The organism is Streptomyces dryopteridis (assembly GCF_049606955.1).
GTDB lineage: Bacteria > Actinomycetota > Actinomycetes > Streptomycetales > Streptomycetaceae > Streptomyces.
This window is the reverse complement of the sequence record NZ_CP187114.1, coordinates 1,307,238-1,329,195: the sequence shown is the minus strand read 5'-3', so window position 1 is coordinate 1,329,195 and position 21,958 is coordinate 1,307,238. Positions and strand designations below refer to the sequence as shown.

Genomic DNA, 21,958 nt, shown 5'->3' with positions numbered 1-21,958 from the left:
CCTTCGTCACGGTCTGGGCGGTGGGGGGAGGCGGCGGGGGTCGTGGGGGCGGCCGGCCGTCCGTGTAAAGAATCCGTTGGGAGCCGTGGCGTGGGTCAGGGGAGAAGGGCCCGGTTGTCCCGGGCCCTCCTCCCCTCGCTGCCCGGGCGTCGTCCCGGGCCTCAGCCGGCGGGGGCGGCGGGCAGGACGTGGGCGGCGGTGCGGTCGGTGGCCAGGCACAGGGAGCAGACGGGGGCCTCGTGGGCGGGGCAGGCGGCGAGGTCGGGGCGTTCGTAGGACTGGCCGCACACGTGGCAGGGGAAGACGGCGCCGCTGGGGTTGCCCTCGGCGTCGAGGAGGGGTTCGGCGAGGCCGTCGTCGGTGCGCCGCAGGTACCAGCGGCCGCCGGTGGCCACGGCCGTGAGCGGGGTGAGGACGAAGGCGAGGAGGGCGGCGGCCACCGGGGAGTAGGGCTGGAGGTCGTTGCCGAAGGCCCCGAAGTAGAGGGCGATGGACAGGCCGGAGGCGGCCGTGAACGCGACCACGCCCACGGGGTTGACGGCGTACAGCATGCCCCGGCGGAACTCGGGGGCGTGCGGGGAGAGTTTCAGCACGTACTTGTTGATCATGATGTCGGTGGCGACGGTCACGACCCAGGCGATGGCGCAGTTGGAGTAGAAGCCGAGGATCGCGTTGAGGAAGGCGAACATGTCGGCCTCCATCAGGGCCAGCGCGAAACCGAGGTTGACCAGGACGAAGACCATCCGGCCGGGGTAGCGGCGGGTGACGCGGGTCCAGGAGTTGGTCCAGGCGAGGGAGCCGGAGTACGCGTTCGTCACGTTGATCTTGATCTGGCTGATCACGACCAGGGCCACCGCCAGCGGCACCACCAGCCAGGAGGGCATCATCTCGGCGAACGCGGCCCGGAACTGCTCGATCGGCTCCACCGCCGTGGTCGGGCCGACGGCGGAGAGCACGTGCACGGCGAGGAACACGCCGATGGCCTGCTTGAGCGCGCCGAGCACCACCCAGCCGGGGCCGGCCGCGATCACGGCCGTCCACCAACTCCGTCGATTGACCTCGGTCTTGGGCGGCATGAAGCGCAGGTAGTCGATCTGTTCGCCGATCTGCGCGATGAGCGAGAGGCAGACGCCGGCGCCGAGCAGCACGGAGGCGGCGTTGACGGAGCCGTCGCCGGTGGAGCCCGGGTGGGCGAGGAAGCGGTCCACGCTGTCGGGGTCCACGGCGATCAGGTGCACGAGGGGGGCCACCATGAGCAGCAGCCAGATCGGGGTGGTCCACACCTGGAGCCGGCTGAGGGCCTTCATCCCGTACACCACGAGCGGGATGACGAGGAGGGTGGAGACCAGGTAGCCCAGCCAGAGCGGCAGTCCGAGGCCGAATCTCAGGCCCTGGGCCATGATCGAGCCTTCGAGGGCGAAGAAGATCACGGTGAACGAGGCGAAGATGACGCTGGTCAGGACGGAGCCGAGGTAGCCGAAGCCGGAGCCGCGGGTGATCAGGTCGAGGTCGATGTTGTAGCGGGCCGCGTAGTAGGCGAGGGGGAAGCCGGTGACGAAGATGACGACGGCGGCGAGGGCGATCGCGGCCAGGGCGTTGCCGGTGCCGTGGGCGAGGCCGATGCCGGCGCCGATGGAGAAGTCGGCCATGTACGCGATGCCGCCCAGCGCGGTGCCCGCGACCACCATCGGGCTCCAGCGGCGGTAGGAGCGGGGGGCGAAGCGGAGGGTGTAGTCCTCCAGCGTCTCCCGGACGGCCTGTTCGACCGGTGCGGCGGCGGTCCCGGCTCCCGGTTCGGGCTCGGGTCCGGGTTCGCGCAGCGGTGGTCGGGGGTCCGTGGTGCTGCGGCTCATGGGCGGTCCTCCGGGGGCGGGGTGCGGTGTGTCGTCGTGCCGTGGCCAGTGTGGGAACGCGGTGTTTCCCGCGGCCGGCCTCGCACGTGAACGTCCCGTTTCCGACCCCTCACCCGCCGGCCGACACGCCGAAGGGCCCGACCGCGTCGGCGGTCGGGCCCTTCGGGGGGTGCGGCGGGATCAGGCGGAGGGCTTCCCGGCCGGCTTCTCGTAGGGGGAGGGGACCGGGAAGTACGCCTGGAGGAAGGCCCGCAGGGTGCGGTCCTGCTCCGCGACGCCGATGACCGACTCGGCGGACTCCCCGATGCAGAACACGCTGCGCGAGCGGGTGGCCAGGAGGCTGCTGAGGGTCTGGTGGTGGGCGGGATTGCCCACGTTGACGTAGGTGCAGGAGATGCTCGCCGGGGCGGAACGGCCCGTCAGGTAGGCGTAGTTGTGGTGCAGGGAGGAGGTGACGGAGTAGTCCTCGGGGGAGCGGAACCGGGCCGCCGCCGTGCCCGCGATCTCCTCGGGGAAGCGTTCGGCGATCTCGGCGAGCACGTCGCGCCGCAGCGGGTGCGGGGCGTGCAGGAAGCCGTGGGTGACGACCTTGCCGAACTCGCGGCGCAGCAGCTCGCGATTGTTCTTGGCGGCGGCGAAGTAACCCTCGTCGTCGGGGGTGCGTTCGCCGGGCGGGACGGCCGTGGGCGAGCGGAAGTGGTGGGCGACGCCGTTGGTCTGGAAGAACGCGTTGGCGGCGATCGGCCGGCCGAGGAAGACGTCGTCGTTGAAGTAGAGGAACTGCTCGGAGAGTCCCTCGATGCGGTGCAGCTGGCTCTCGATGGCGTGCGAGTTGAACGTGGGCAGCACGCTCGGGTCGGTGAAGATCTCGCGGTGGTCGACGATCTTGACGCCGGGGTGGGCGGTGTCGAGCCAGGCCGGGGTCTGGCCGTCGGTCACGATGTACACGTTGCGGACCCAGGGCGCGAACATGGCCAGGGAGCGCAGCGAGTAGCGCAGTTCGTCGCGGTTGCGGAAGCGCACGTCACCGCTGTCGGCGCCCTCGCCGGTGTCGATGCCGGCCTCGGCTCGGGCGGCGTCGCGGCGGGCGCGCCATGCCTCGTCGTCGTCGTTGACCCAGGTGTAGACCACGTCCACGGGGAAGTCGATCCGCGACATCAGCGGGTCGACGAACTCCTGCTTGGTGGGGTGTTCGCGGTCGCCGACGCGCAGCGTGGCGGTGGGGGCGAGGTCGGGCAGGCGGGGGCCGATCAGGGTGCTGCCGCGCGGGGCGGTGCGCCAGCCGGGGTACTCGGCCTCCTCGTCGGCCACGTCCCAGAACTCGACGGAGCAGCCGTAGCCGGGGCCGTAGCGCAGGGTGCGGCTGACGCTGGTGACGGGCTTGAACACGCGGACTCCCGCCACGTCCCCGGCCTCGCGCAGTCGCTCGGCGAGCCAGGCGCCGGGCGCGGCGCCCTTGGGGGAGATGAGTTCGGCGTAGACGGGCTTGCCGTGCAGGTGTTCGGCGAGGGCGGCCAGCGCGTCGGCGCGGCGTTCGACCTCGACGGCGATCCGGTGGGCGAAGTGGTCGTCGCGCAGCAGGAGGTAGGGGACGCCCCGGGCGTCGAGGGCCTCGGTGGTGATCTCCAGGTTCCAGTCGCCCATGCGGGAGCCGAGCACGTCGTCGCGTTCCTCGGCGAGCCGGCCGGCGGTGCGGACCAGGGTGTGGTCCTGGGCCTGGATGATGACCTCGCGCGCCTTCTGCTCGTCGACGGAGTCGGCGAGGGTGGTGACGGGGGCGCTGACGTTGAAGCTGCGGGTGCCGCCGGCGGCGATCCGGCGGGCGGCGCGGTCGGCGCGCTCGGCGAGGCGGGCGGGGTCGTCGCGGCGGGCCAGCAGCCGCGTGAACAGCTCCTCCCAGCGCGCGGTGACGCCGGCGGCGCCGAAGCGCTCGCGGACGCCGGTGCGGGCGGCCTCGCCGTAGGCGTGCCGGGCGTCGTCGTCCTCCATGAGCTTGGCCATGGCGGCGGCGAGGGACTCGCGGTCGGCGGCGGGCACGAGCAGGCCGTCGACGCCGTGGCGGACGATCTCGGCGGGGCCGGTGACGATGTCGTAGGCGATGACGGGCACGCCGGCGGCGAAGACCTCCAGCAGGACCAGGGGGAACGCCTCGTTGCGGGAGGGCAGGACCGCGAGGGCGGCCTTGGCCCACTCCTGTTCCATCTGCGCGGAGCGGCCCATCAGCCGGACCCGGTCGTGCAGGCCGCGGGCCTCGACCATGCGACGCAGGTTCACTTCCTGCGGGCCGTCGCCGAAGATCCGCATGGTCCACTCGGGGTGCTCGTCGGCGATCGCGGCGAATGCCTCGATGGCGTGGTCGAGCTGCTTCTCGGGGGTCATGCGGGCGGCCAGCACGATGGTCTTGCCGTCGAGGTCGGAGCGCGGGCGGTAGCCGTCGGGGACGGCGTTGGGGATGGCCACCAGCTCGGGGGCGGTGGCGCCCAGCGAGTCCGCGAACCAGTCGTTGGTGCGGTCGGTGAGGGAGACCAGGGCGTCGATGCGGGGCGCGTACACGAGCAGCGGTTCGCCGCTGACCCCGCGCAGCTGGGAGGCGCGGTGCTCCTGGTGGACGGTGATCACGCGGGCCGGGGCGAGCTCGGCGGCGGCGGCCATCAGGGCCGGGGTGGTGGTGATCAGCACGTCGGTGTCGAGGCCGCCGAGGGCGGCGGTCATCTCGATGTCGGAGAGCCGGTCGAAGGTGCCCTCCCAGGAGGGCTTGACGACCTCGCTGGCCAGCGAGGCCAGGGTGCGGCAGTCGGACTCGGACAGGCCGGTGGCGCGCACGGGGCGCTCGTAGGGGCCGGTCCGGTCCACGAGGTAGCGGCGGGGGATCGGCCGGCCGGCCTCGAAGAAGGGTTCGGGACGGGTCTTGAAGACGCTGATGACCTCGACCTCGTGGTTGCGGTCCGCGAGATGCGCCGCCTGGGTGTAGACGGCCATCTCGGTGCCGCCCATCTCGTCGCCCCAGGTGAGCAGGAAGGTGATCTTCATCGGGTGGAGTCCTCGGAGGAGACGACACGGGCGCAGGCCACGGCGAGGGTGCCGGAGGCGGCGAGATGGGCGTGGACGCGCAGCACGGAGCCGTCGGCGGTCGCGATGCTGCGGAAGGGGGTGCGGAAGACGCGGCGGGGATGGCGCACGTCGGTGAGCTTGCGGGCGATGCGGAGCTTGCCGGAGTCGGTGCGCAGGCGCACGTCCCAGACGCGCTGGGCCTGGCCGGGGCCGGTCATCTCGGCGAGCGGCAGCTCGAAGGCGAAGGCGTCCCCGTCCCAGCGGGTGGCGATGGGGAGGGCGGCGCCGCCGGTGCCGCGGCGGACGGCCTCGGCCTGCCAGGCGGCGCCGGTGGGCACGTCGGTGCCCAGGACCCGGCCGCGGACGGTGATGTGGTCCCAGGCGAGGTCGAGCGCGACCAGTTCGGCCTGGCGGCGGGGGCCGGCGACCTTGAGAACGGCGTGGCCGTCGACGGTGCGCATCACGCGGTGCCGGACGCCGGTGCGCGGGTCCGGGGGGCCGGCCAGGGTGGGTCCGTCGGCGAGGGGGACGGGCGGGGGCGCGGCCAGCGGGGTGCGGCGGACGCGTCCGGCGCGGTCCTCGGTGACCAGCACGAGGCGCCAGCGGCCGTCGCGCAGTCGGGGGCCGCGGGCCTCGGGGGCGTCGTGGAGGGCGTGGCGCAGGGGGGTGGTCAGCGTGAGAAGGATCTCGCCGTGCGGCTGCGGTTCGCGTTCCAGCGGGAGCCGGTGGGTGGTGCCGCGCGAGACGAGGTGGAGCTGGGCCCCGGCGAGTTCGGCGTCCGGTGTGGGACTCGTCACGGCGAGGTTGAGGGTGCGGCCGCCGAGCAGCGAGAGGTGCAGGGGGCGCACGGGTGTGCCCGCTCCCGCGCGGACCCCGAGGGTGGGTACCGTGTCCATCCGTTCGGCGCGGCGCTTGGCGCGGCCGGCCGTGCCCCGGGCCCATTTCGCCGCGCGCACCGCGCGGGCGAGGAGGGGGTCAGCCATCATGCTCCGATCTCCGGTCGTGCCCTGGAAGAGGGGTGCGGCCGGTGCTTCGGTTGCGTGGCGCGGAAGGTTCCCCCTTGTCGTCCCGGACATGGTGCCCGACGGAGGGCACGGAATCGCCGCGGGCGATCCGTCCAGGTGTGTGACCTTCGCGACGCCGGAAGGACCTGCGCCTTCCATACGACGAGAGCAGTACACGGCTCCGGCCTGGCAACCAGTTTTGCCCAGCACTTCATCTTGACGTACTAGTTACATTAACTTAGTTCCGAAGTGGCTCGGCCTCCACGGGTCGGCCCCCTGCCGACCGACCTGTCCGGTCGCGGAGGACAGGCGAGGGCAGGTGGGGTCATGACACAGGGTCAACACGTTCCGGGGATCCGGGAGCGCACGGGCGAGGCACCGGGACCGCGCGGCGGCGAGAGCACCGTGCCCGAGGCCGCGTCGTACCCCCGCGTGCCCCGACAGCCCGCGCCCGCCGGGTCCTCCGGTGGCGTGCCCGGGGTCGGCGGCACCCACAACGCGGAGGGCTCCGCCCTGGTCTCCGTGTACCGCAAGGTGCTGCCCGTGCGCGGCCGCAAGGCCATCGCCCGCCGCTTCTCCCCCGACCGGCGCCGCAAGGTCAAGCAGCAGCTCGCCGCCGCCACGGCCACCCTCCAGGGCGGTCGGCTGCGCTCCTCCGGCTTCGCCGCGACCAATCAGCGGCTGATCGACGGCTCGGGCGCCCTCGTCGTCACCGTCGGCGGCCGACCCCGGCTCGCCGTGCCGCTCGCCGACCTGTCACCGCGCGCGGCCCGCGCCCACAACCTGGGCGCCGTCACCGAGGCCCTGACCGCCGCCGGCGTCGAGCACTTCTGCGTGCGCGGCCGCGGCCGCGGCCACACCACCGTGGGCGTGCCGCTGCGCGATCGGGCCGCGGCCCTGAAGGCCCTGCGTGAGCACGGTCACACCCGGCCCGGCTACCTCGTCGCCGGGGACACCGCGAAGGGACCGGGCCGGATCGCCGCCGCCCACCTCGCGAGCGCCTGGCAGCGGCAGTCCGACGGCGAGGCCCTGCGCCTGTTCTCCTACCTCACCGACCCCGGCCGACGGCTGGTCCTGGGCCCCGAGTACGGCTGCGACGTCGAGTTCTGGCCCGAGGAGGACGGCCGGCTGCTGGCGCCCCGGCGCAACGCGGCCACCGAGTCGCTGCCGCTGGTCGGCGAGGACGTCACGGTGCCCGTCGAGATCTTCACCGCCCCGCACGGCACCCCCGTCACCGGCCGGCTCGACGTGCGCACCCGCCCCGAGTTCACCTCCCTGCTGCCCGGCGACGTGACCTTCCCGGTGGACGCCGTGTACACGTGGGTGAACGGCGCCGATCCCGCGTGGCAGGCCCGCCGGGCCCGTTTCTCGGGGGCCGTCTACCACGCCGAGTCCGCGAACGCGGCCCGGTACGCCGACCACGACGAGCTGCGCTACTCGCTGCGCTCGATCCAGATGTACGCGCCGTGGATCCGCACCGTGCACCTGGTCACCGACGACCAGGTCCCGGAGTGGCTCGACACCTCCGCCCCCGGGCTGCGGGTGGTCTCCCACCGCGAGATATTCGACGACCCGCAGGCGCTGCCCACCTTCAACTCGCACGCCATCGAGAGCCGGTTGCACCACATCGACGGCCTCTCCGAGCGCTTCCTCTACTTCAACGACGACGTGTTCCTCGGCGCCGAGCGCACCCCCGAGGACTTCTTCCACGCCAACGGGCTCACCACCTTCTTCCCCTCCCCCGCCCTCGTCCCGCTCGGTCCGCGCACCGACGAGGACGTGCCGGTCTCGGCGGCCGGGAAGAACAACCGGGCCCTGATCGAGGGCCGTTTCGGAACCACCCCGGTGGCGAAGATGCGGCACACCCCGCACGCGCTCAGCCGCGCCGTGCTGGCCGAGATCGAGGCCGAGTTCCCCGAGCAGCACGCGGCCACCGGCTCGCACCGGTTCCGCAGCCGCGACGACCTCGCCATCCCGTCCTCGCTGCACCACTACTACGCCTTCCACACCCGGCGGGCGGTCCCGGGCGACCTGCGCTACGTGTACCTCGACGTGGCCCACCCGCACACCCCGAACCACCTCGACCGGCTGCTGCTGAACCGGGACAAGGACGTGTTCTGCGTCAACGACACCACCTCGGACGAGGGGGACTTCGAGCGCACGGACCGGCTGGTCAAGGCGTTCCTGTCGGCGTACTTCCCGATCCCGAGCCGATTCGAGCGAAATTCCTGAGATGGATCGGAACCGGCGCACGTCACACCACATCTGACAGGTTGCCCGGGACCCCGCGACCGAAAGGTCGGGGTATCGGGCGCGATACACGATCTGTCCCTTCATGTGGTGACACGCGGGTGCCCCCGGTGTGCGCGCCACCCGCCCACCCTGGATGTCCGCCCGTGTTCCCTCTCTCCACCGGTCCGCGCCCGAGTCGACGCACGGTCGTGACCGGCATGGCCCTGGCCGGCGTGGCCGGCCTCGCGGCCTGCGTGAACTCCGACGGCGCCGGCCCGCGCCCCGAGGACGCGCCGAGCCCGTCGAAGGCGCCCGCCCGCGCCGCGGTGGCCGCGGACCACGACGGCACCAGCGGCTGTCGCACCCTGCAGATCCTCGCCCACCCGGACGACGACCTGTACTTCATGAACCCGGAACTCGAACAGTCCATCGACGCCAACGACGCCCTCGTCAGCGTGTACCTGAACTGCGGGGAGAGCGGCGGCGTCAACAAGGTGCCCGGCAGGCCCCGGCCCGCCCCGGACGTGCCCGGCTACGCGGGCGCGCGTCGCCAGGGCCTGCGCCAGGCGTACTCCCTGATGGCCACGGGCAGGACCGACTCCCCCTGGCGGATGACCGCGCAGCCCCTGCCCGACGGCACCGCCATCGAGGTCGACACCCTCGAACAGCACCCCGGCATCACCCTGGTCTTCCTCGGCATCCGCCAGCACGGCGGCGGGTCCGGACCGGCGCGGGCCCGCGCCATGGGCCTGCCCGACCTGTGGACCAACCCCACGATGCGCACCAGCACCCTCGTGAGCACCGGCTCGCCCGTCACCACCAGCCACCCGATGGACCGCGAGGGCCTGATCGCCGCCCTCGCCCACCTCCTCGACACGCACCGCCCCAACCTGATCCGGATCCTCGACCCGGACCCCGACATGCAGGTGCACGACAAGACCTTCCGCAAGCACCACGACCAGGCGGGCTACTCCGACCACCCCGACCACACCGCCGCCGCGCTGTTCGCGCTCGCGGCCCTGGAGCGGTACAAGGGGCCGGGCCCGGACAAGGACGCGCCGTACGCCGTCGTGCCCTACCGGGGCTACTACAACGAGCGCTGGCCCGACAACCTGCCCCGCGAGCTGATCCGCGCCAAGGGCAACGTGCTCAACGCCTACGGCGGCTCCCCCGACGCGTGCACGTTCACCGCCGGGTGCGGGGACTACGACGTGGGCAAGAACCGCTCCTACGGCACCGGTTGGCTCAAGCGCACCAGCCTGCGCACTCCGGCGCCGCCGGTCGTGACGGCGGGCCCGGACGGGGTGCTGACGGCCTTCGCCGTGCTCGGCGGCCGGCCCGCGACGTGGCGCGAGACCGCCAAGGGCTCCGGCACCTTCGACGAGCGCCCCACCTTCCTCGGCGGGGACCGGCTGCTGCCCGGATTGACGGCCCTGACCACCCGGGACGGGCGCCGGATGCTGTTCGCCGTGCGCGTGGCCGAACTGGGCCCGACCCGGGCCGACAACCGCCGGGAACTCGTCACGTGCGAACAGTCCGCGCCGGGCGGCCCCTTCGGCCCCTGGACGAGCCTGGGCAATCCGGAGCGCGACCCCGACCGGGGCCGCCGGGTCGGCGCGCCCGCCGTCGCCCTCGACGCGACGGGCCGGCCCGTGCTGTTCACCCGCGACTGGTCCAAGCGGGTCGTCTCGCGCCGTCGGGAGGCGAACGGCCGCTGGGGCTCGTGGACTCCGCTCGGCGGCGGCGAGGTGCAGGAGGGCCTGTCCGCGGTGACGGACAAGAGCGGCCGGATCCACGTGTTCGGCTCCGGCCGCGAGGCCGTCCGGCACTGGGCGCAGAGCGCGCCGGGCGGCCCGTTCACCCCGGCCGACCTGCCGCTGCCGCCGCCGGCCGATCCGCCGGTCGCGGCCGTCACGGACACCGGGGACGTGAGCCTGGCCTACCGCGAGGCGAAGACCGCGCGCGTGGTCGGCGCGGTCCTGCCCGCCCGCGGCGGCGCCTGGGCGCCCCGGGACCCGGGCCTGCCGGCGCGCGGGTACGGGGCGGTCGCGCTCCTGCCCTTCCGGGGCGGGTCCCTGCTGTACGCGGCCCGCAACAACAAGGGCTCCGCGAGCACGGCCGTGCACCGGACCGGGGCCGGGGCCGGGGCGGCCCGCTGGGGCACCACCCCGGGTCCCCTGCTGGTCGGAACCCCGGCCCTCGTGGACACGGGCGCGGGCATGGCCCTGCTCGTCCACCTGACCCCGAGCGCCGGCCTCCACGCCGCGCGCCTGAAGTAGGGGCGCGGCGCGGGGCCCGACGCGGGTGCCGACCCGGTGCGGGCGGCGGGCCTCAGATACCGGCCGGGACCGCCGGGGTGTCGGCGACCGACTTGGCGAGTTCGTCGAGGAGCGCGGCGAGCCCCTCGGCGAGGCCCTCGGGGGCGTCCAGGCCCTCGGGGGTGACGAGCCCGCCGGTGCCGGGGAGGGCCACGGCGTGCTCGGCGACCCGGAAGCCGACCCGGGTCAGCACCGGGCGGATCATCTCGGCGGCCGGGGCGCCGCCGGAGGGGCCGGCGCTGTAGCTGAACAGGCCGACGGGCTTGCCCTGCCACTCGCGGTGCAGGAAGTCCACGGCGTTCTTCAGCGGCGCGGTGAAGGCCCCGTTGTACATGGGCATGACGAACACCAGGGCGTCGGAGCGGGAGACGGTCGCGCTCCAGCGCTTGGTGTGCTCGTGGTGGTAGACGCCGGTCGCGGGCATCTCGGGCTCGTCGAAGAGGGGCAGGCCGATCTCGGCGAGGTCCACGACCTCCACGTCGAAGTCCCCGCGGGCGCGGGCCTGCTCGGCGGCCCAGGCGGCGACGGCCGGGCCGACCCGACCGGGGCGGGTGCTGGCGATGACGAACTGCAGGTGGGGCATGGTGTGACTCCTGTGCACGAAAGATCGGGGTACCGCGCCGGTCAGGCAATCAGTCGGGGGCCGCCACCGCAACCACGATCCGTCACCTCGGCACCACTCGGGCGGAGTTGTCCCGGTTCGGGCGTCCGCGTGACGGGACGCGGGGCCCTCAGGCCAGCACGCGGGCCAGGTGCGCGTCGAGGAGCGCGACGGCCTCGTCGGGGGTGTGCACGCCGAGCAGGGTGTACGTGGTGAGCCCGTCCACCGTCGCGAGCAGCAGCGCGCCCTCGGCCGCCGCGCCCACCCCGGAGCCGCCCGCGCCTTCGTCCGTACCGGCCTCGGCGCGGGCCGCGCGCGCCAGGTCGCCGAGGAACGCGGTCAGCGCCGGGACGCCCTCGCGGGCCTCGGCGGCCAGCCGTTCGTCGTGCATGGCGCGGGCGAGCCAGGCCACGCCCACGAGGTTGCCGACCCGGCTGTGCTCGTCCAGCGGCAGCAGCCCGAGCAGGCACTCCCGCAGCAGTTCACGGGCGCCCGGCGCCCGCCCGCGCGCGACGGCCGCGCCCTCGATCCGCTCCCGGATCCGCCGTTCGGCCAGAACGTTCACGTGCCGCAGCGCGAACAGCAGCATCTCGTCCTTGCTGCGGAAGTAGTGCTGGAGCCGGCCGAGCGAGATGCCGGCCTCGGCGGCCACGTCGCGCAGGCTCACGTCGTCCAGGCCGCGCGCGGTCGCGATCCGCCACAGGGCCTCGGCGATCTCCTGCCGCCGGGCCTCGTGGTCCACCTTCTTGGGCATCTCGCGTCCCTCACCCCGTCTTTGCAAGTCGGTCGTACCGTTGTACCGTACGGGAACCAATACAGTTGACTTGAAAAGGCTTCGGCATGGACCCCGCATCCGCCCTCCCCCGCCTGCGCCCGCCCCGCAACCGACCCGCGCCCGCCGCCCTCACCTGGTGGCGGGCCCGCGCCCTGCTCACCGTCAGCGGCCCGCTGCTCCTGCTCGGCCTCGCCCTCGCCGGCTGCTCGGCCCTGTTCTTCCCCGGCGCCCTGCCCTGGCTCGGCCCCCTGCTCGCGCTCACCACCCTCGCCCCGGCCCTCGCCTGGCAACTGCTCGTGCCCCGACGCCAACACGCCCTGCACGCCTGGGAACTCGGCGCCCACGCCCTCCACGCCGCCGACGGCCGCCTGCTGCGCCGCAACCGGATCGTGCCCCTCTCCCGGGTGCAGGAGGTCGACGTCACGCGCGGCCCGCTCCGCCGCCGGTTCGGCCTGAGCACCCTCACCGTCACCACCGCCTCCACCGCCGGCCGGATCCGCGTCCCGGGCCTGACCGACGCCACCGCCCGCGAACTCGCCGCCCACGTCACCCGCGCCGCCGCCCTCGCCCCCGCGGACACCCCGTGAGCCCCCGCCCGCCGGGGCCCGCCCGACGCACCGCGCTCCCCCTCTGCGCGCCCGTCGCCGCCCCCCTCGGCCCCCTGCTCCTCGGCCTGGCCCTCGACCTCGGCCCCCCGCCCGCCGTCACCCGCGCCCTCGTCGCCACGCTGCTCCTCGCCTTCGCCGCCGCCATCGCCCTGACCGCGCTGCGCCTGGACCGCACCCGCTACCGGCTCACCGGCGACGCGCTCGTCGTGCGCTCCGGACTCCTCGCCCGCCGCGAACGCACCCTGCCGCTGCGCCGGATCCGCGGCGTGGACCTGACCGCCCCGCCCGGGCACCGGCTGCTCGGGCTCACCGTCCTGCGCGTGACCGGCGACACCGACACCACCGGCGCCCGGCTCGTCCTCAACGCCCTGCCGACCCCCGCCGCCCACCGGCTGCGCGACGCCCTCCTCGCCGGCGCCGACCCCGACCGCCCCGCCCCCACCGGCGACCTGGCCCGTTTCACGTGGCGCGGCGCCCTGTGGGCACCCCTCACCTTCTGGCTCCCCGGCGGCATCCTGATCGCGGCCGGCACGGCCGCGCGGATCGCCGACACCCTCGACTACCCCTGGTGGCGCGCGGAGGCCCTCCACCGCCTCACCGCGTCCCTCGGCCCCGACCCCGCCGGCCCCGCCGCCCTCCTCGGCCTCCTCGCCCTGCTCGCGCTGGGCACCCTCGGGGCCCTCGGCGCGATCGCCCTGCACGTGGAGAACTGGTGGGGGCTGCGCACCGCGTGGACCGGCCCCGACACCCTCACCGTCCGCCGGGGCCTGCTCACCACCCGCCGCGCCGACATCGAACGCAGCCGCCTGCACGGGGCCCTGCTCCGCGAACCCCTGCCGCTGCGGGCGGCGGGCGGCGCCCGCCCCACCCTGATCGCGGCGGGCCTCGGCGGCCCCGACGAGGCCCACGCCCGGGGCGCCCTCGCCCCGCCCGGACCCCGCGCCGAGGCCCTGCGCCTGCTCGGCGAGGTCCTGAACACCCCCGCGCTCACCACCCCGCTGCGCCCCGCGCCCCCGGCCGCCCGGCTGCGGCGCCGCCGGCGCGCCCTGCACGCGGCGCTCTGGCCCGCGCTCCCCGCACTCGCCCTCGCCGCCGCCACCGGACACCCCGGCTGGGCCTGGGCGGCCGGCGGCTGGACGGCGCTGGGCGGCGGCTGCGCGTGGCTGCTCGCCCGGGACGCCCACCGGAGCCTGGGGCACGCCCTGCACGGGCCGTACCTGGTGGCCCGCGCCGGCACCCTCGGCCGCGACACCCTGGTCCTGGACCGCTCCGCCGTCCTCGCCTGGACCTTCACCAGCTCCCCGGGCGGCCGACGGGCCGGACTGACCACGCTCACGGCCGCGGTGGCCGCCGGCCGGCACGGCTACGCGATCCGGGACCTCGACGCGCGCGAGGCCCCGCTCTTCGCCGCGCGCGCCCGGCCCGGGATCCTGGAGGAGTTCCTGGACCCGCCCGAACCCGAGCCCGCGCCCGCGCCCGAACCCACGACCGGTCCGCCGCGCCCCGCGCGCGACGCGACGGACCGGCCGGTGCGTCACTCCCGGTAGGCCCCGGCCTGGAGGGCGAACAGGGCCGCGTACTCCCCGCCCGCCGCCATCAGTTCGGCGTGCGTGCCCGCCTCCAGGACCCGGCCCTCGCCGAACACCAGGATCAGGTCACAGCCGACGACCGCCGCGAGCCGGTGCGAGATCAGCACCGTGATCCGCTCCGCCTCCGCCCCCTCCGCGTCGTCCAGCACGGCCGCGTACACGGCGTGCTCCCCGCGCGGGTCCATCGCGGCGGTGGGCTCGTCGAGGATCAGCACGGGCGCCTCCCGGTACAGCCCCCGGGCCACCGCGATCCGCGCCCACTGCCCCGCCGACAGCTCCCGCCCGCCCCGGAACCTCTTGGACAGCACGGTGTCCCAGGTCCCGGGCAGCCCCGCGATGATCCGGTCCGCGCCGGACCGCCGCGCGGCCTCCAGCACCCGCTCCGGCTCCGCGTGAGTGAGGGTGCCCCGGCCGATGGTGATGTTGGAGCGGGCCGGGAACGGGTAGCGGATCGGGTCCTGGAGCACGCAGGCCACGCGGGCGCACAGGGACTCGGGGTCCATCTCCGCCGTGTCCCGCCCGTCCCACAGGATCCGGCCGGTGGTGGGCCGGTGCAGACCGGCGAGGAGTTTCGCGGCCGTGGACTTGCCGGAGCCGTTGGCCCCCACGAACGCGACCCGCTGCCCGGCGCGCAGGGTGAGGTCGAAGGGGTGCAGGGCCGGCCGGTCGGCGCCCCCGTACGTGAAGGACACCCCCTCGAAACGGATCTCCGTCGGCCGCTCCGGGGCCGGCGCCCCGCCCTCGGCGGGCACGAGGGCGCGGTCCCGGAAGGCGAGCAGGTCGCGCACCCACAGGGCGTCCTCGAAGACCAGGTGTCCGACCGTGACCAGTCGGTTCAGCGCGGCCTGCCCGGCCTGCACGGCGAGCACCGCCCCCGCGCCCACCGCCGGCGAGACCCGGCCGTCGAGGAGCAGCGCGCCCAGCGCCAGGTACGTCGCCCCCAGGCCGGCGCCGCCGACCGCGCGCCCCCACAGGGTCAGCCGGGCGGCGTGCGTCCCGAGCCGGGCGTCCTCGCGGGCCATGGCCTCGGTCAGCGCCGCGTGCTCGGCGAGCAGCGCGGCCTGCGCGGTGTCGGAGCGCAGGGCGGCGGCGGAGTCCCGGTCCACCAGCAGCCAGGAGAACACCCGGATCCGGCGCTTGATCGCCTGGTGTTCCTTGAACGACGCGAACCGCGCCCGCGCGGCCCGGGCGGCGACCGCGGCGGCGGGCACCACGGAGAGCGGGAGCAGGGCGAGCAGCAGCGGGTGCAGCACGGCGAGGACGGAGCCGGTGGCGGCCAGGGCCAGGGCGGCGGAGGCCAGGGTCACGACCTGCCCGACGATCTGCCGGGCGTGGAAGAGCCCGCGCTGTTCGGCGCGGAGCACGTCGTCGTGCCAGGTCGGGTCGTCGGCGACGGCGAGCGGGACGTGACAGGCGAGGTGGTGCAGCTCGTGTTCGAGGCGGGCCCGGACGGCCGGCGCGAGCCGGGCCTGGGCCGCGCCGACCAGGGCCTCCAGCAGCGCCCGGCCGCACAGGAAGCAGACGGCGAGGGCGAGTCGGGGCGCGGCCTCGCGCACCCGGTCGGGGGTGGGGGCGGCGGTGAACAGGTGCTGGAGGACGCCGACGGAGGCCACGAGGAAGAAGGCCCCGAGGCTCGCGGCGAGGAGTTGCAGGGTGACGACGAGCAGGGTGTCGCGCCGGCTCGCGGACCAGGCGAGCCGGGCCACGGTGGCCAGGATGCGGGGCATCCGGCGGAGCACCTCGATGCCCGTGGCCTCGGCCGCGTCGGCGTCGTAGGTGGCCCAGTAGGCGTCGACGAGTTCCTCGGCGGCGGCCGTCGCCGAGGTGGGGGTGGTGCGGCCGACGGGGGTCGGCGGGGCGAGGACGGCGGTGGCGGCGTCGGGTGTGCGCGGTTCTCGGAACGTGCTCAAACGGGCCTCCTGGCGTGGGAGTCGACGACGGGAGCCGCCCGCGTGCCGGCCGGTCGGGGGCCGGTGGCGGGGCGGTGTCGGCAGTGTGTCGACCTCAACGGGTCGGGGACGCGTGTCGAACGCGTGTGTTTCGGACGCATCGTCGATCCCGCCGCCCCGGGCGGGCACGGGCGCCCGGGGCGGGGGACCCGTGTCCCGTCGGGACCGGCCGGGGGCGGATCTTGGCCGGTTCCCGCCGGCGGGCCCGGGCGGCGGGGGCGTGCGCCGGGGAGCGCCCGAAGCGTGCCCCGCGTGCCCCGTCCCTCCGTCCGCCCCCGCCGAAGGTCCCGCGCCGGATCGCGCGCACCGGATCACGCTCTCCATCCTTTGGTCATTCCTACGATCGGATCACGGAATTTTTGTACTTTTCTGCCCGAATCCCGGATGATGGTGTGCTTCCCACCCCTCCCCCCACGGAGTAGCGCATGCCTGCCGAAACCGTCACCACCGAGCCGACCGCGGGCGTCGGGCCCGGCACGGGGACCGACACCGCCCCCGTCGAGTCCGCGGGCGTCGAGACCCGGGGCCTGGAACCGGTGCCCGACGCGGAGCGGAGCGGGCGGGTCCGCGAGCTGATACCCACCTGGGTCGCCGCCAACATCAGCGTGCTGCTGCTGACCATGGGCGCCGGCCTGGTGATCTTCAACAAGCTCAACATCTGGCAGGTGCTGGTCGTCTCCGTGGCCGCGCCCGTCGTCTCGTACGGCATGGTCGGCGTGGTCTCCCTGGCCGGCAAGCGCGGCGGCGCCCCCGGCATGGCCCTGTCCCGCGCCGTGTTCGGCCAGCGCGGCAACCTCTTCCCCGGCGCCCTCATCTGGGTCGCCCGCTGGGGCTGGGAGACCATCAACGCGGTCAGCGGCGCCTACGCCGTCCTCACCGTCCTCGACCTCCTCTTCGGCATCAAGAGCAACACCGCCCTGATCGTGGTGACCCTGCTCTTCTTCGTCGGCTGCACCTTCGCCGTCTCCGGCCTCGGCATCAACGCGCTGCGCGTCTGCTCCCGCTGGTCCACGTACCTCTTCGGCGCCTTCAGCGTCCTCGTCCTGGGCTACCTGCTGGTGACCACCGACTGGAGCGCCGTCTTCGACAAGCCCGCCGGCTCCACCGCCATGATGATCGCCGGCATCGGCACCATCGCGGCCGGCGGCATCAGCTGGGTCCCCTCCGGCCCCGACTTCACCCGCTACCTGCCCCGCACCGCCTCCTCCAAGGGCGTCGTGGGCGCCACCATCGGCGGCGCCGGCGTGGTGGTCCTGCCGATGGTGCTGATGGGCGCCGTGATGGCGGTCGGCACCCCCGACCTCGCCACCGCCCAGGACCCGGTCTCCTTCATCGGCGCCCTGCTGCCCACCTGGATCGCCGTGCCCTACCTGCTGATCGCCCTGATCGGCATGCTGCTCATCAACTCGATGTCCATGTACTCGGCCGGGTTCACCGCCCAGACCCTCGGCATCCGCGTCCCCCGCGCCTGGGCCGTCAGCGTCAACGCCTTGATCAGCCTCGTCTGCGGCTTCCTCCTCATGGTCGTGGCCACGAGCTTCTTCGGCTCCTTCATCTCCTTCCTGACCCTGCTGGCCGTGGCCTTCTCCGCCTGGATCGGCGTGTTCGGCGTGGACATGCTGCGCCGGCCCACCTACGACGGCGCCGCCCTCCTCGACACCACCCGCACCAGCGCGTACTGGTACAAGGGCGGCTTCGCCTGGCAGGCCATGACCGCCTGGGCCCTCGCGCTGGTCACCGGACTGCTGTTCACGAAGGTGGACTGGTTCAGCGGCCCGCTGGCCGACACCTGGGTCGGGGCCAACGGCCTCGGCTGGGTGGCCGGGATCCTCACCTCGGCCGTCCTGTACGCCGTGCTCCCCCGTACCCGCCCCACCCCGGCCGAGCGCCCCTGACCCCTCCCCCGAACACCCCGCACCCCGCGCGCCCCGGGCGCGTCGACTCCCCCCGCCGGTCCCGGCGGGCGGACGACGCGCCCGGGGCGTCGCGCGCTCCCGACCCGGGGTTCCCCCACCCCGCGCACCAGTGCGAAGATCGCACGAGATCGTGAGGTTCGGCCGTCGTCCCAAGGATCAGGATCACCGTGAAACGCCCCCTCCTCCTGTGCCTCTCCGGCGGTGCGGCGCTCGCCGTCGCCGGGACCGCGACCCTGCTGTGGGCGCCCTGGGCCGGCACACCGGCGCCCGAGCCCCCGGACCCCCGCGTCCGCGAGTCCTTCTTCGCCCGCGCCGCCGACGCCCGCGCCGCGGCCACCCCGCCCTCCGCCCCCGCCTGGGTCCCCGAGGCCGCCGCCGAGGTGCGCGTCCGCACCCGCACCGACGGCCCGGGCACCCTGCTGCGCTTCGAACTCCCGCCCGGTGGGCGCCTCCCGGCGAGCTGCGAGCGGGTCGGCCCGGCCGGCGCCCCCACCGGGGTCGACGCCCCGTGGTGGCCCGCCGGGAAGGCCGGCTCGGCCGACCGCGAGTGCGCGGGCTGGCGGGTCGCCGTCGAGGGCTCCACGGTCTGGGCCTGGCACGCCGCCGCCCCCGGCGCCGACACCCCGCCGCCGGCCCCGGCCCGTTCCACCACCCCGGGCTGATCCGCCCCGGACCTCCGCCCCGCCCCCGACACCCCGAACGGGCCCAAGGTCCCGGGACCTTGGGGCGGACCCGTGCCGTCGGGGTCGACCTCGGCCTTTCGGCCGATACGGGGTCCGCGCGACCCCGGTGCAATGGTTATGTGAACGTCTCGATGGATATGCAGCCGCCCGCCGCCCCGGTCCCGGCCCCGCCCGCCCCGACCGCCGCCCGCCGGCGCCGCCATCCGCGCGCCCTGGCCACCCTCGCGCTCGCCGAGCTGTGGGAGCGGTTCAGCCTGTACGGCATGGTCGCCATCCTCGTCCACTTCCTCGCCGCCTCCCCCGCGCGCGGCGGCATGGGCCTGCACGAGGGCACCGCCGAGGCCGTCGAGGGGGTCTACATGGCGATGATCTCGCTGCTGGCGCTGCCCGGCGGCTGGATCGCCGACCGCTTCCTCGGCGCCCGTCGGGCCGTGCTCTGGGGCGGCGTGGTCATCATGGCGGGGCACGTGCTGATGGCCGTGCCCAGCCCCGGCGCCGTCTGGCCGGGCCTGGTCTGCATCGTCGTCGGCACCGGTCTGCTCAAGCCGAACATCTCCGCCCTCGTCGGCCGGCTCTACGCCCCCGACGACGACCAGCGGCGCGACGCCGGCTACTCGATCTTCTACATGGGCGTGAACCTGGGCGCGGTGATCGCGCCGATCGTCGTCGGCTGGCTCGGCGAGGAGGTGGACTGGCACCTGGGCTTCGGCGCCGCCGCCGTGGGCATGGCGCTGGGCCTGCTCCAGTACGTGCTGGGCGGGCGCCGGCTGCGGCGCGAGCTGCGCGAGGAGCCGGTGGTGCGGCTGACCCCCGCCGAGCGGTCCAAGCTGGTCAAGGGCTCGCTGTACGGGACGGTGCTGACGGGCGTGCTGGTGGCGCTGCTGGCCGCCGGGCACATGCTGAACATCGACACGATCACCTTCGTGCTCACGGTGGTCGCGGTCGTGGTCCCGGCCGGGGTGCTGTTCTCGATGTACCGCAGCCCCAAGGTGGACGCGACGGAGCGGACCCGGCTGCGCGCGTACGTGTGGCTGTTCCTGGCCGCGACCCTGTTCTGGCTGGTCTACGACCAGATGGGTTCGGAGCTGAACCTGTTCGCCGCGCAGAAGACCGACCTGAGCGTGCTGGGGTGGCACATCCCGGCGAGCTGGACCCAGTCCATCCCCTCGTTGTTCGTGGTGGCGCTGGCGCCGGTGTTCGCGGCGTTCTGGGTGCGGCGGGGCCGGCGGATGAGCACCCCGCTCAAGTTCGGCCTGGCGCTGCTGCTGACCGGCGGTTCCTTCGTGGTGATGTCGGGCGCGGCGGCGATCGCCTCGCACGGGGTGCGGGTCTCGCTGATGTGGCTGGTCGGCGTGTACGTGATCCAGGTGATGGGCGAGTTGTGCCTGAGCCCGGTGGGTCTGTCGGTGACGACGAAGCTGGCGCCGCGCGCGTTCACGAACCAGATGATGGGCGTGTGGTTCCTGGCGGCGGCCACGGGCGACGCGATCGGCGCGCAGTTGCCCCGGCTGGACGCGGTGATCGGGCAGAGCGCGAACTTCCTGTGGCAGGGCGTGGTGGTGATCGCGGCGGGCGCCGTGATGATGCTGTTCACGCGTCGCCTGCGGGTGCTGTCGGGCGAGGCCCCGGCCGCCGCCTGAGCCCCGTCCGCACGAGGTCCGCGACCGGCCCCGCACCCCCCGGTCGAGGGGTGCGGGGCCGGTCGCGTGCGGGCCGCGTCGTCAGGAGGTGGGGACGGTGTCCTCGAAGGAGGTGCCGGCGGCCCGGCGGGCGGCGATCTCGGCCGCGACCTGCGCGGGGCTCAGCACGCGGTCCTTGGCGTGGAACACCCAGTCCACCTTCTGCTCGTACCCGCGCGGCACGGTGGAGCTCTGTCCGGCCAGGTCGATCAACCATTGGTTGAAGTTGATGGACATGGGGCGTTCGGGCAGGTAGCGGGCGTCGTGGGTGCCGAAGAGCCGGCCGTCCACGTAGTAGCGGATGGCGGAGCCGTCGATGGTGAGGACGAGGTCGTGCCAACCGGCGTAGGAGACGCGGGACTCGGTGTGCTGGTTGACGGCCTCCCACGGGTCGGGCCGGTAGGTCTCCCAGCTGGTGGTGTAGAGGATGTTCGCGGGTTCGCCCCAGCCGCCGTTCGGCAGGTACTCGAAGTCGTACTCGGCGTAGTCGTCGGCCATCGGGGCCTTGAGGTCGTTGATGGTGAAGAAGGTCTGCACGAGGCGGTCGCCGTCGGGGCCCGAGGTGGGGGCGTCGGCGAATTTGACCCGGGCCGCGTAGGTGCCGTCGCGGAATTTGCTCGCGCGGGTGAGGACCTCGGTCTGGCGGGTGGTCTCGGGGGTGCCGGCCGTGCTGGTGAGCAGGTTCATGGTGGTGTTGCCGGCCTCGGTGCCGAAGGTGACGTTCTCCGGGGCCCAGGTCGCGCCGGGCACTCCGGGCCCGCCGGCGTTGGAGCGGACGCTCCAGCCGTGCGCGCCGAGGTTCGGGTCGGCGGAGGAGGCGTAGGCGAAGTCGTCGAAGAGGGTGCCCGTGCCGGGTCCGGGCGGGGTCGTGGGGCCGCCGGTGGGGTCGGGGGATCCGGTGGGGTCGGGGCTCGGGGTGCCTTCGGGGGCGGGGGGCGTGCCCCAGACGGGGGCGCCGGCGATCCGGGCGGTGACCTTGGGCCAGTCCGCGTAGGTGGTGCGGGCGGGGTCGAAGGAGTGGTCGTCGGCCTGGTTCAGGCTCTGCCAGTCGGAGCGGTGGAAGCGCAGTTGCAGGTCCCCGGTGTCGGCGCCGGGGGCAAGGGCGCCGGCCCCGGCGGTGAAGCCGATCTCCAGGTAGCGGTCGGCGTCGGCGGTGGGCCGGTCGAGGGTGCCGAAGGTGCCGGTGACGTTGGCGCAGCCCTTGACCGCCCAGGAGCAGGCGAAGCGGTACTGGGCGGTGGGCGAGTCGGCCTTGAAGTAGTAGCGGAAGGTGACCTTCTCCAGCGGGACGCTCGCGGCGCCCGTGTTGACCACCGTGAACCAAGGCTCGACCTGGTCGGCGACGGCGCCGGGGGCGCTCGTGCGGTAGCGGACCTTGACGGTCTCGCCGGCGGCGGCGGCCGGCAGGGCGTTGAGCAGGGCCGCGCCGGTGCCGCAGACGAGGGCGGCGGCGAGCAAGGCGCGCGTACGGGTCCGGAGGCGGGGGCGGGGCGCGTCGGGTGTCGGCATCGGGACGGTCCTCTTCCTGGGTGGGGGTGGGGGGACGTGCGGACGTGCCGAGCGGGTTGACCAGTCGACGAACTGGTCAACCGGTGGCAAGACGGTGGCACGGGCCCCCGCACCCGTCAACCCCCCTGCCGACACGGGGATTTCACCCCCGACCCCTCCCCCGGGGTACCTCGCGGATGCTTGGATGGGCC

At 74.7% G+C, this 21,958-nt stretch carries 14 protein-coding genes; 7 read left to right on the top strand and 7 right to left on the bottom strand.

All coding sequences use genetic code 11. The features are described 5' to 3' along the window. Positions 1-161: 161 nt before the first annotated feature. From ACN20G_RS32420 to ACN20G_RS32410, 3 genes are all read right to left on the bottom strand, one after another. Positions 162-1,853 carry a purine-cytosine permease family protein gene (locus ACN20G_RS32420; protein WP_424216814.1) on the bottom strand — a complete coding sequence of 564 codons (1,692 nt, stop codon included), beginning with the start codon at positions 1,851-1,853 and terminating at the stop codon, positions 162-164. A gap of 180 nt (positions 1,854-2,033) precedes the next feature. Next, on the bottom strand, positions 2,034-4,883 hold the full coding sequence (locus tag ACN20G_RS32415; RefSeq protein ID WP_424216813.1) for a stealth conserved region 3 domain-containing protein: 2,850 nt from the start codon (positions 4,881-4,883) through the stop codon (positions 2,034-2,036). Then, entirely contained in the window at positions 4,880-5,890 is a 1,011-nt protein-coding gene (locus tag ACN20G_RS32410; RefSeq protein ID WP_424216812.1) for a hypothetical protein, read from the bottom strand. The genes ACN20G_RS32415 and ACN20G_RS32410 overlap by 4 nt, the downstream gene beginning before the upstream one ends. 345 nt (positions 5,891-6,235) lie before the next feature. On the opposite strand from ACN20G_RS32410, the gene ACN20G_RS32405 reads away from it, so the two are divergent. Together ACN20G_RS32405 and ACN20G_RS32400 are read left to right on the top strand one after the other, a co-directional pair. Next, on the top strand, positions 6,236-8,140 hold the full coding sequence (locus ACN20G_RS32405; protein WP_424216811.1) for a stealth family protein: 1,905 nt from the start codon (positions 6,236-6,238) through the stop codon (positions 8,138-8,140). 164 nt (positions 8,141-8,304) lie between these two features. After that, the gene (locus tag ACN20G_RS32400; protein ID WP_424216810.1) at positions 8,305-10,419 is read left to right on the top strand and encodes a PIG-L family deacetylase; all 2,115 of its coding nucleotides are present in this window, start codon (positions 8,305-8,307) and stop codon (positions 10,417-10,419) included. Positions 10,420-10,471: 52 nt separating this feature from the next. Here the strand turns inward: ACN20G_RS32400 and ACN20G_RS32395 are convergent, their stop codons facing one another. Both ACN20G_RS32395 and ACN20G_RS32390 read right to left on the bottom strand, forming a co-directional pair. Next, positions 10,472-11,041 carry an NADPH-dependent FMN reductase gene (locus ACN20G_RS32395; protein WP_424216809.1) on the bottom strand — a complete coding sequence of 190 codons (570 nt, stop codon included), beginning with the start codon at positions 11,039-11,041 and terminating at the stop codon, positions 10,472-10,474. 148 nt (positions 11,042-11,189) lie between these two features. After that, the gene (locus ACN20G_RS32390; protein ID WP_424216808.1) at positions 11,190-11,813 is read right to left on the bottom strand and encodes a TetR/AcrR family transcriptional regulator; all 624 of its coding nucleotides are present in this window, start codon (positions 11,811-11,813) and stop codon (positions 11,190-11,192) included. A gap of 86 nt (positions 11,814-11,899) precedes the next feature. Here ACN20G_RS32390 and ACN20G_RS32385 point away from each other — a divergent pair, with 86 nt between their 5' ends. Further along, on the top strand, positions 11,900-12,421 hold the full coding sequence (locus tag ACN20G_RS32385; protein WP_424216807.1) for a PH domain-containing protein: 522 nt from the start codon (positions 11,900-11,902) through the stop codon (positions 12,419-12,421). Then, complete coding sequence (locus tag ACN20G_RS32380) at positions 12,418-13,989, top strand: PH domain-containing protein (RefSeq protein WP_424216806.1); 1,572 nt, start codon at positions 12,418-12,420, stop codon at positions 13,987-13,989. Before ACN20G_RS32385 ends, ACN20G_RS32380 begins: the two co-directional genes overlap by 4 nt. Here the strand turns inward: ACN20G_RS32380 and ACN20G_RS32375 are convergent. Next, the gene (locus ACN20G_RS32375; protein WP_424216805.1) at positions 13,977-15,941 is read right to left on the bottom strand and encodes an ABC transporter ATP-binding protein; all 1,965 of its coding nucleotides are present in this window, start codon (positions 15,939-15,941) and stop codon (positions 13,977-13,979) included. The two genes, ACN20G_RS32380 and ACN20G_RS32375, sit on opposite strands and share 13 nt — an antisense overlap. 464 nt (positions 15,942-16,405) lie before the next feature. Here ACN20G_RS32375 and ACN20G_RS32370 point away from each other — a divergent pair, with 464 nt between their 5' ends. From ACN20G_RS32370 to ACN20G_RS32360, 3 genes are all read left to right on the top strand, one after another. After that, positions 16,406-17,875: a cytosine permease gene (locus tag ACN20G_RS32370; RefSeq protein WP_424216804.1), complete on the top strand. Its 1,470-nt coding sequence runs from the start codon at positions 16,406-16,408 to the stop codon at positions 17,873-17,875. A gap of 188 nt (positions 17,876-18,063) precedes the next feature. Further along, positions 18,064-18,558 (top strand): hypothetical protein, encoded by a 495-nt coding sequence (locus ACN20G_RS32365; RefSeq protein WP_424216803.1) that lies wholly within the window; start codon positions 18,064-18,066, stop codon positions 18,556-18,558. A gap of 152 nt (positions 18,559-18,710) precedes the next feature. Beyond that, a complete protein-coding gene (locus tag ACN20G_RS32360; RefSeq protein WP_424216802.1) occupies positions 18,711-20,219 on the top strand; it encodes a peptide MFS transporter in 1,509 nt (502 codons plus the stop codon). 81 nt (positions 20,220-20,300) lie between these two features. Here the strand turns inward: ACN20G_RS32360 and ACN20G_RS32355 are convergent, their stop codons facing one another. After that, positions 20,301-21,767, bottom strand: coding sequence for a cellulose binding domain-containing protein (locus tag ACN20G_RS32355; protein ID WP_424216801.1), 1,467 nt, complete (start codon positions 21,765-21,767; stop codon positions 20,301-20,303). Positions 21,768-21,958 lie beyond the last annotated feature (191 nt).

Excerpts from the sequence above, each read along its gene's own strand:
- ACN20G_RS32420 (WP_424216814.1), bottom strand. The coding sequence starts at position 1,853 with ATGAGCCGCAGCACCACGGACCCCCGACCACCGCTGCGCGAACCCGGA.
- ACN20G_RS32415 (WP_424216813.1), bottom strand. The coding sequence starts at position 4,883 with ATGAAGATCACCTTCCTGCTCACCTGGGGCGACGAGATGGGCGGCACC.
- ACN20G_RS32410 (WP_424216812.1), bottom strand. The coding sequence starts at position 5,890 with ATGATGGCTGACCCCCTCCTCGCCCGCGCGGTGCGCGCGGCGAAATGG.
- ACN20G_RS32405 (WP_424216811.1), top strand. The coding sequence starts at position 6,236 with ATGACACAGGGTCAACACGTTCCGGGGATCCGGGAGCGCACGGGCGAG.
- ACN20G_RS32395 (WP_424216809.1), bottom strand. The coding sequence starts at position 11,041 with ATGCCCCACCTGCAGTTCGTCATCGCCAGCACCCGCCCCGGTCGGGTC.
- ACN20G_RS32390 (WP_424216808.1), bottom strand. The coding sequence starts at position 11,813 with ATGCCCAAGAAGGTGGACCACGAGGCCCGGCGGCAGGAGATCGCCGAG.
- ACN20G_RS32385 (WP_424216807.1), top strand. The coding sequence starts at position 11,900 with ATGGACCCCGCATCCGCCCTCCCCCGCCTGCGCCCGCCCCGCAACCGA.
- ACN20G_RS32370 (WP_424216804.1), top strand. The coding sequence starts at position 16,406 with ATGCCTGCCGAAACCGTCACCACCGAGCCGACCGCGGGCGTCGGGCCC.
- ACN20G_RS32360 (WP_424216802.1), top strand. The coding sequence starts at position 18,711 with ATGGATATGCAGCCGCCCGCCGCCCCGGTCCCGGCCCCGCCCGCCCCG.
- ACN20G_RS32355 (WP_424216801.1), bottom strand. The coding sequence starts at position 21,767 with ATGCCGACACCCGACGCGCCCCGCCCCCGCCTCCGGACCCGTACGCGC.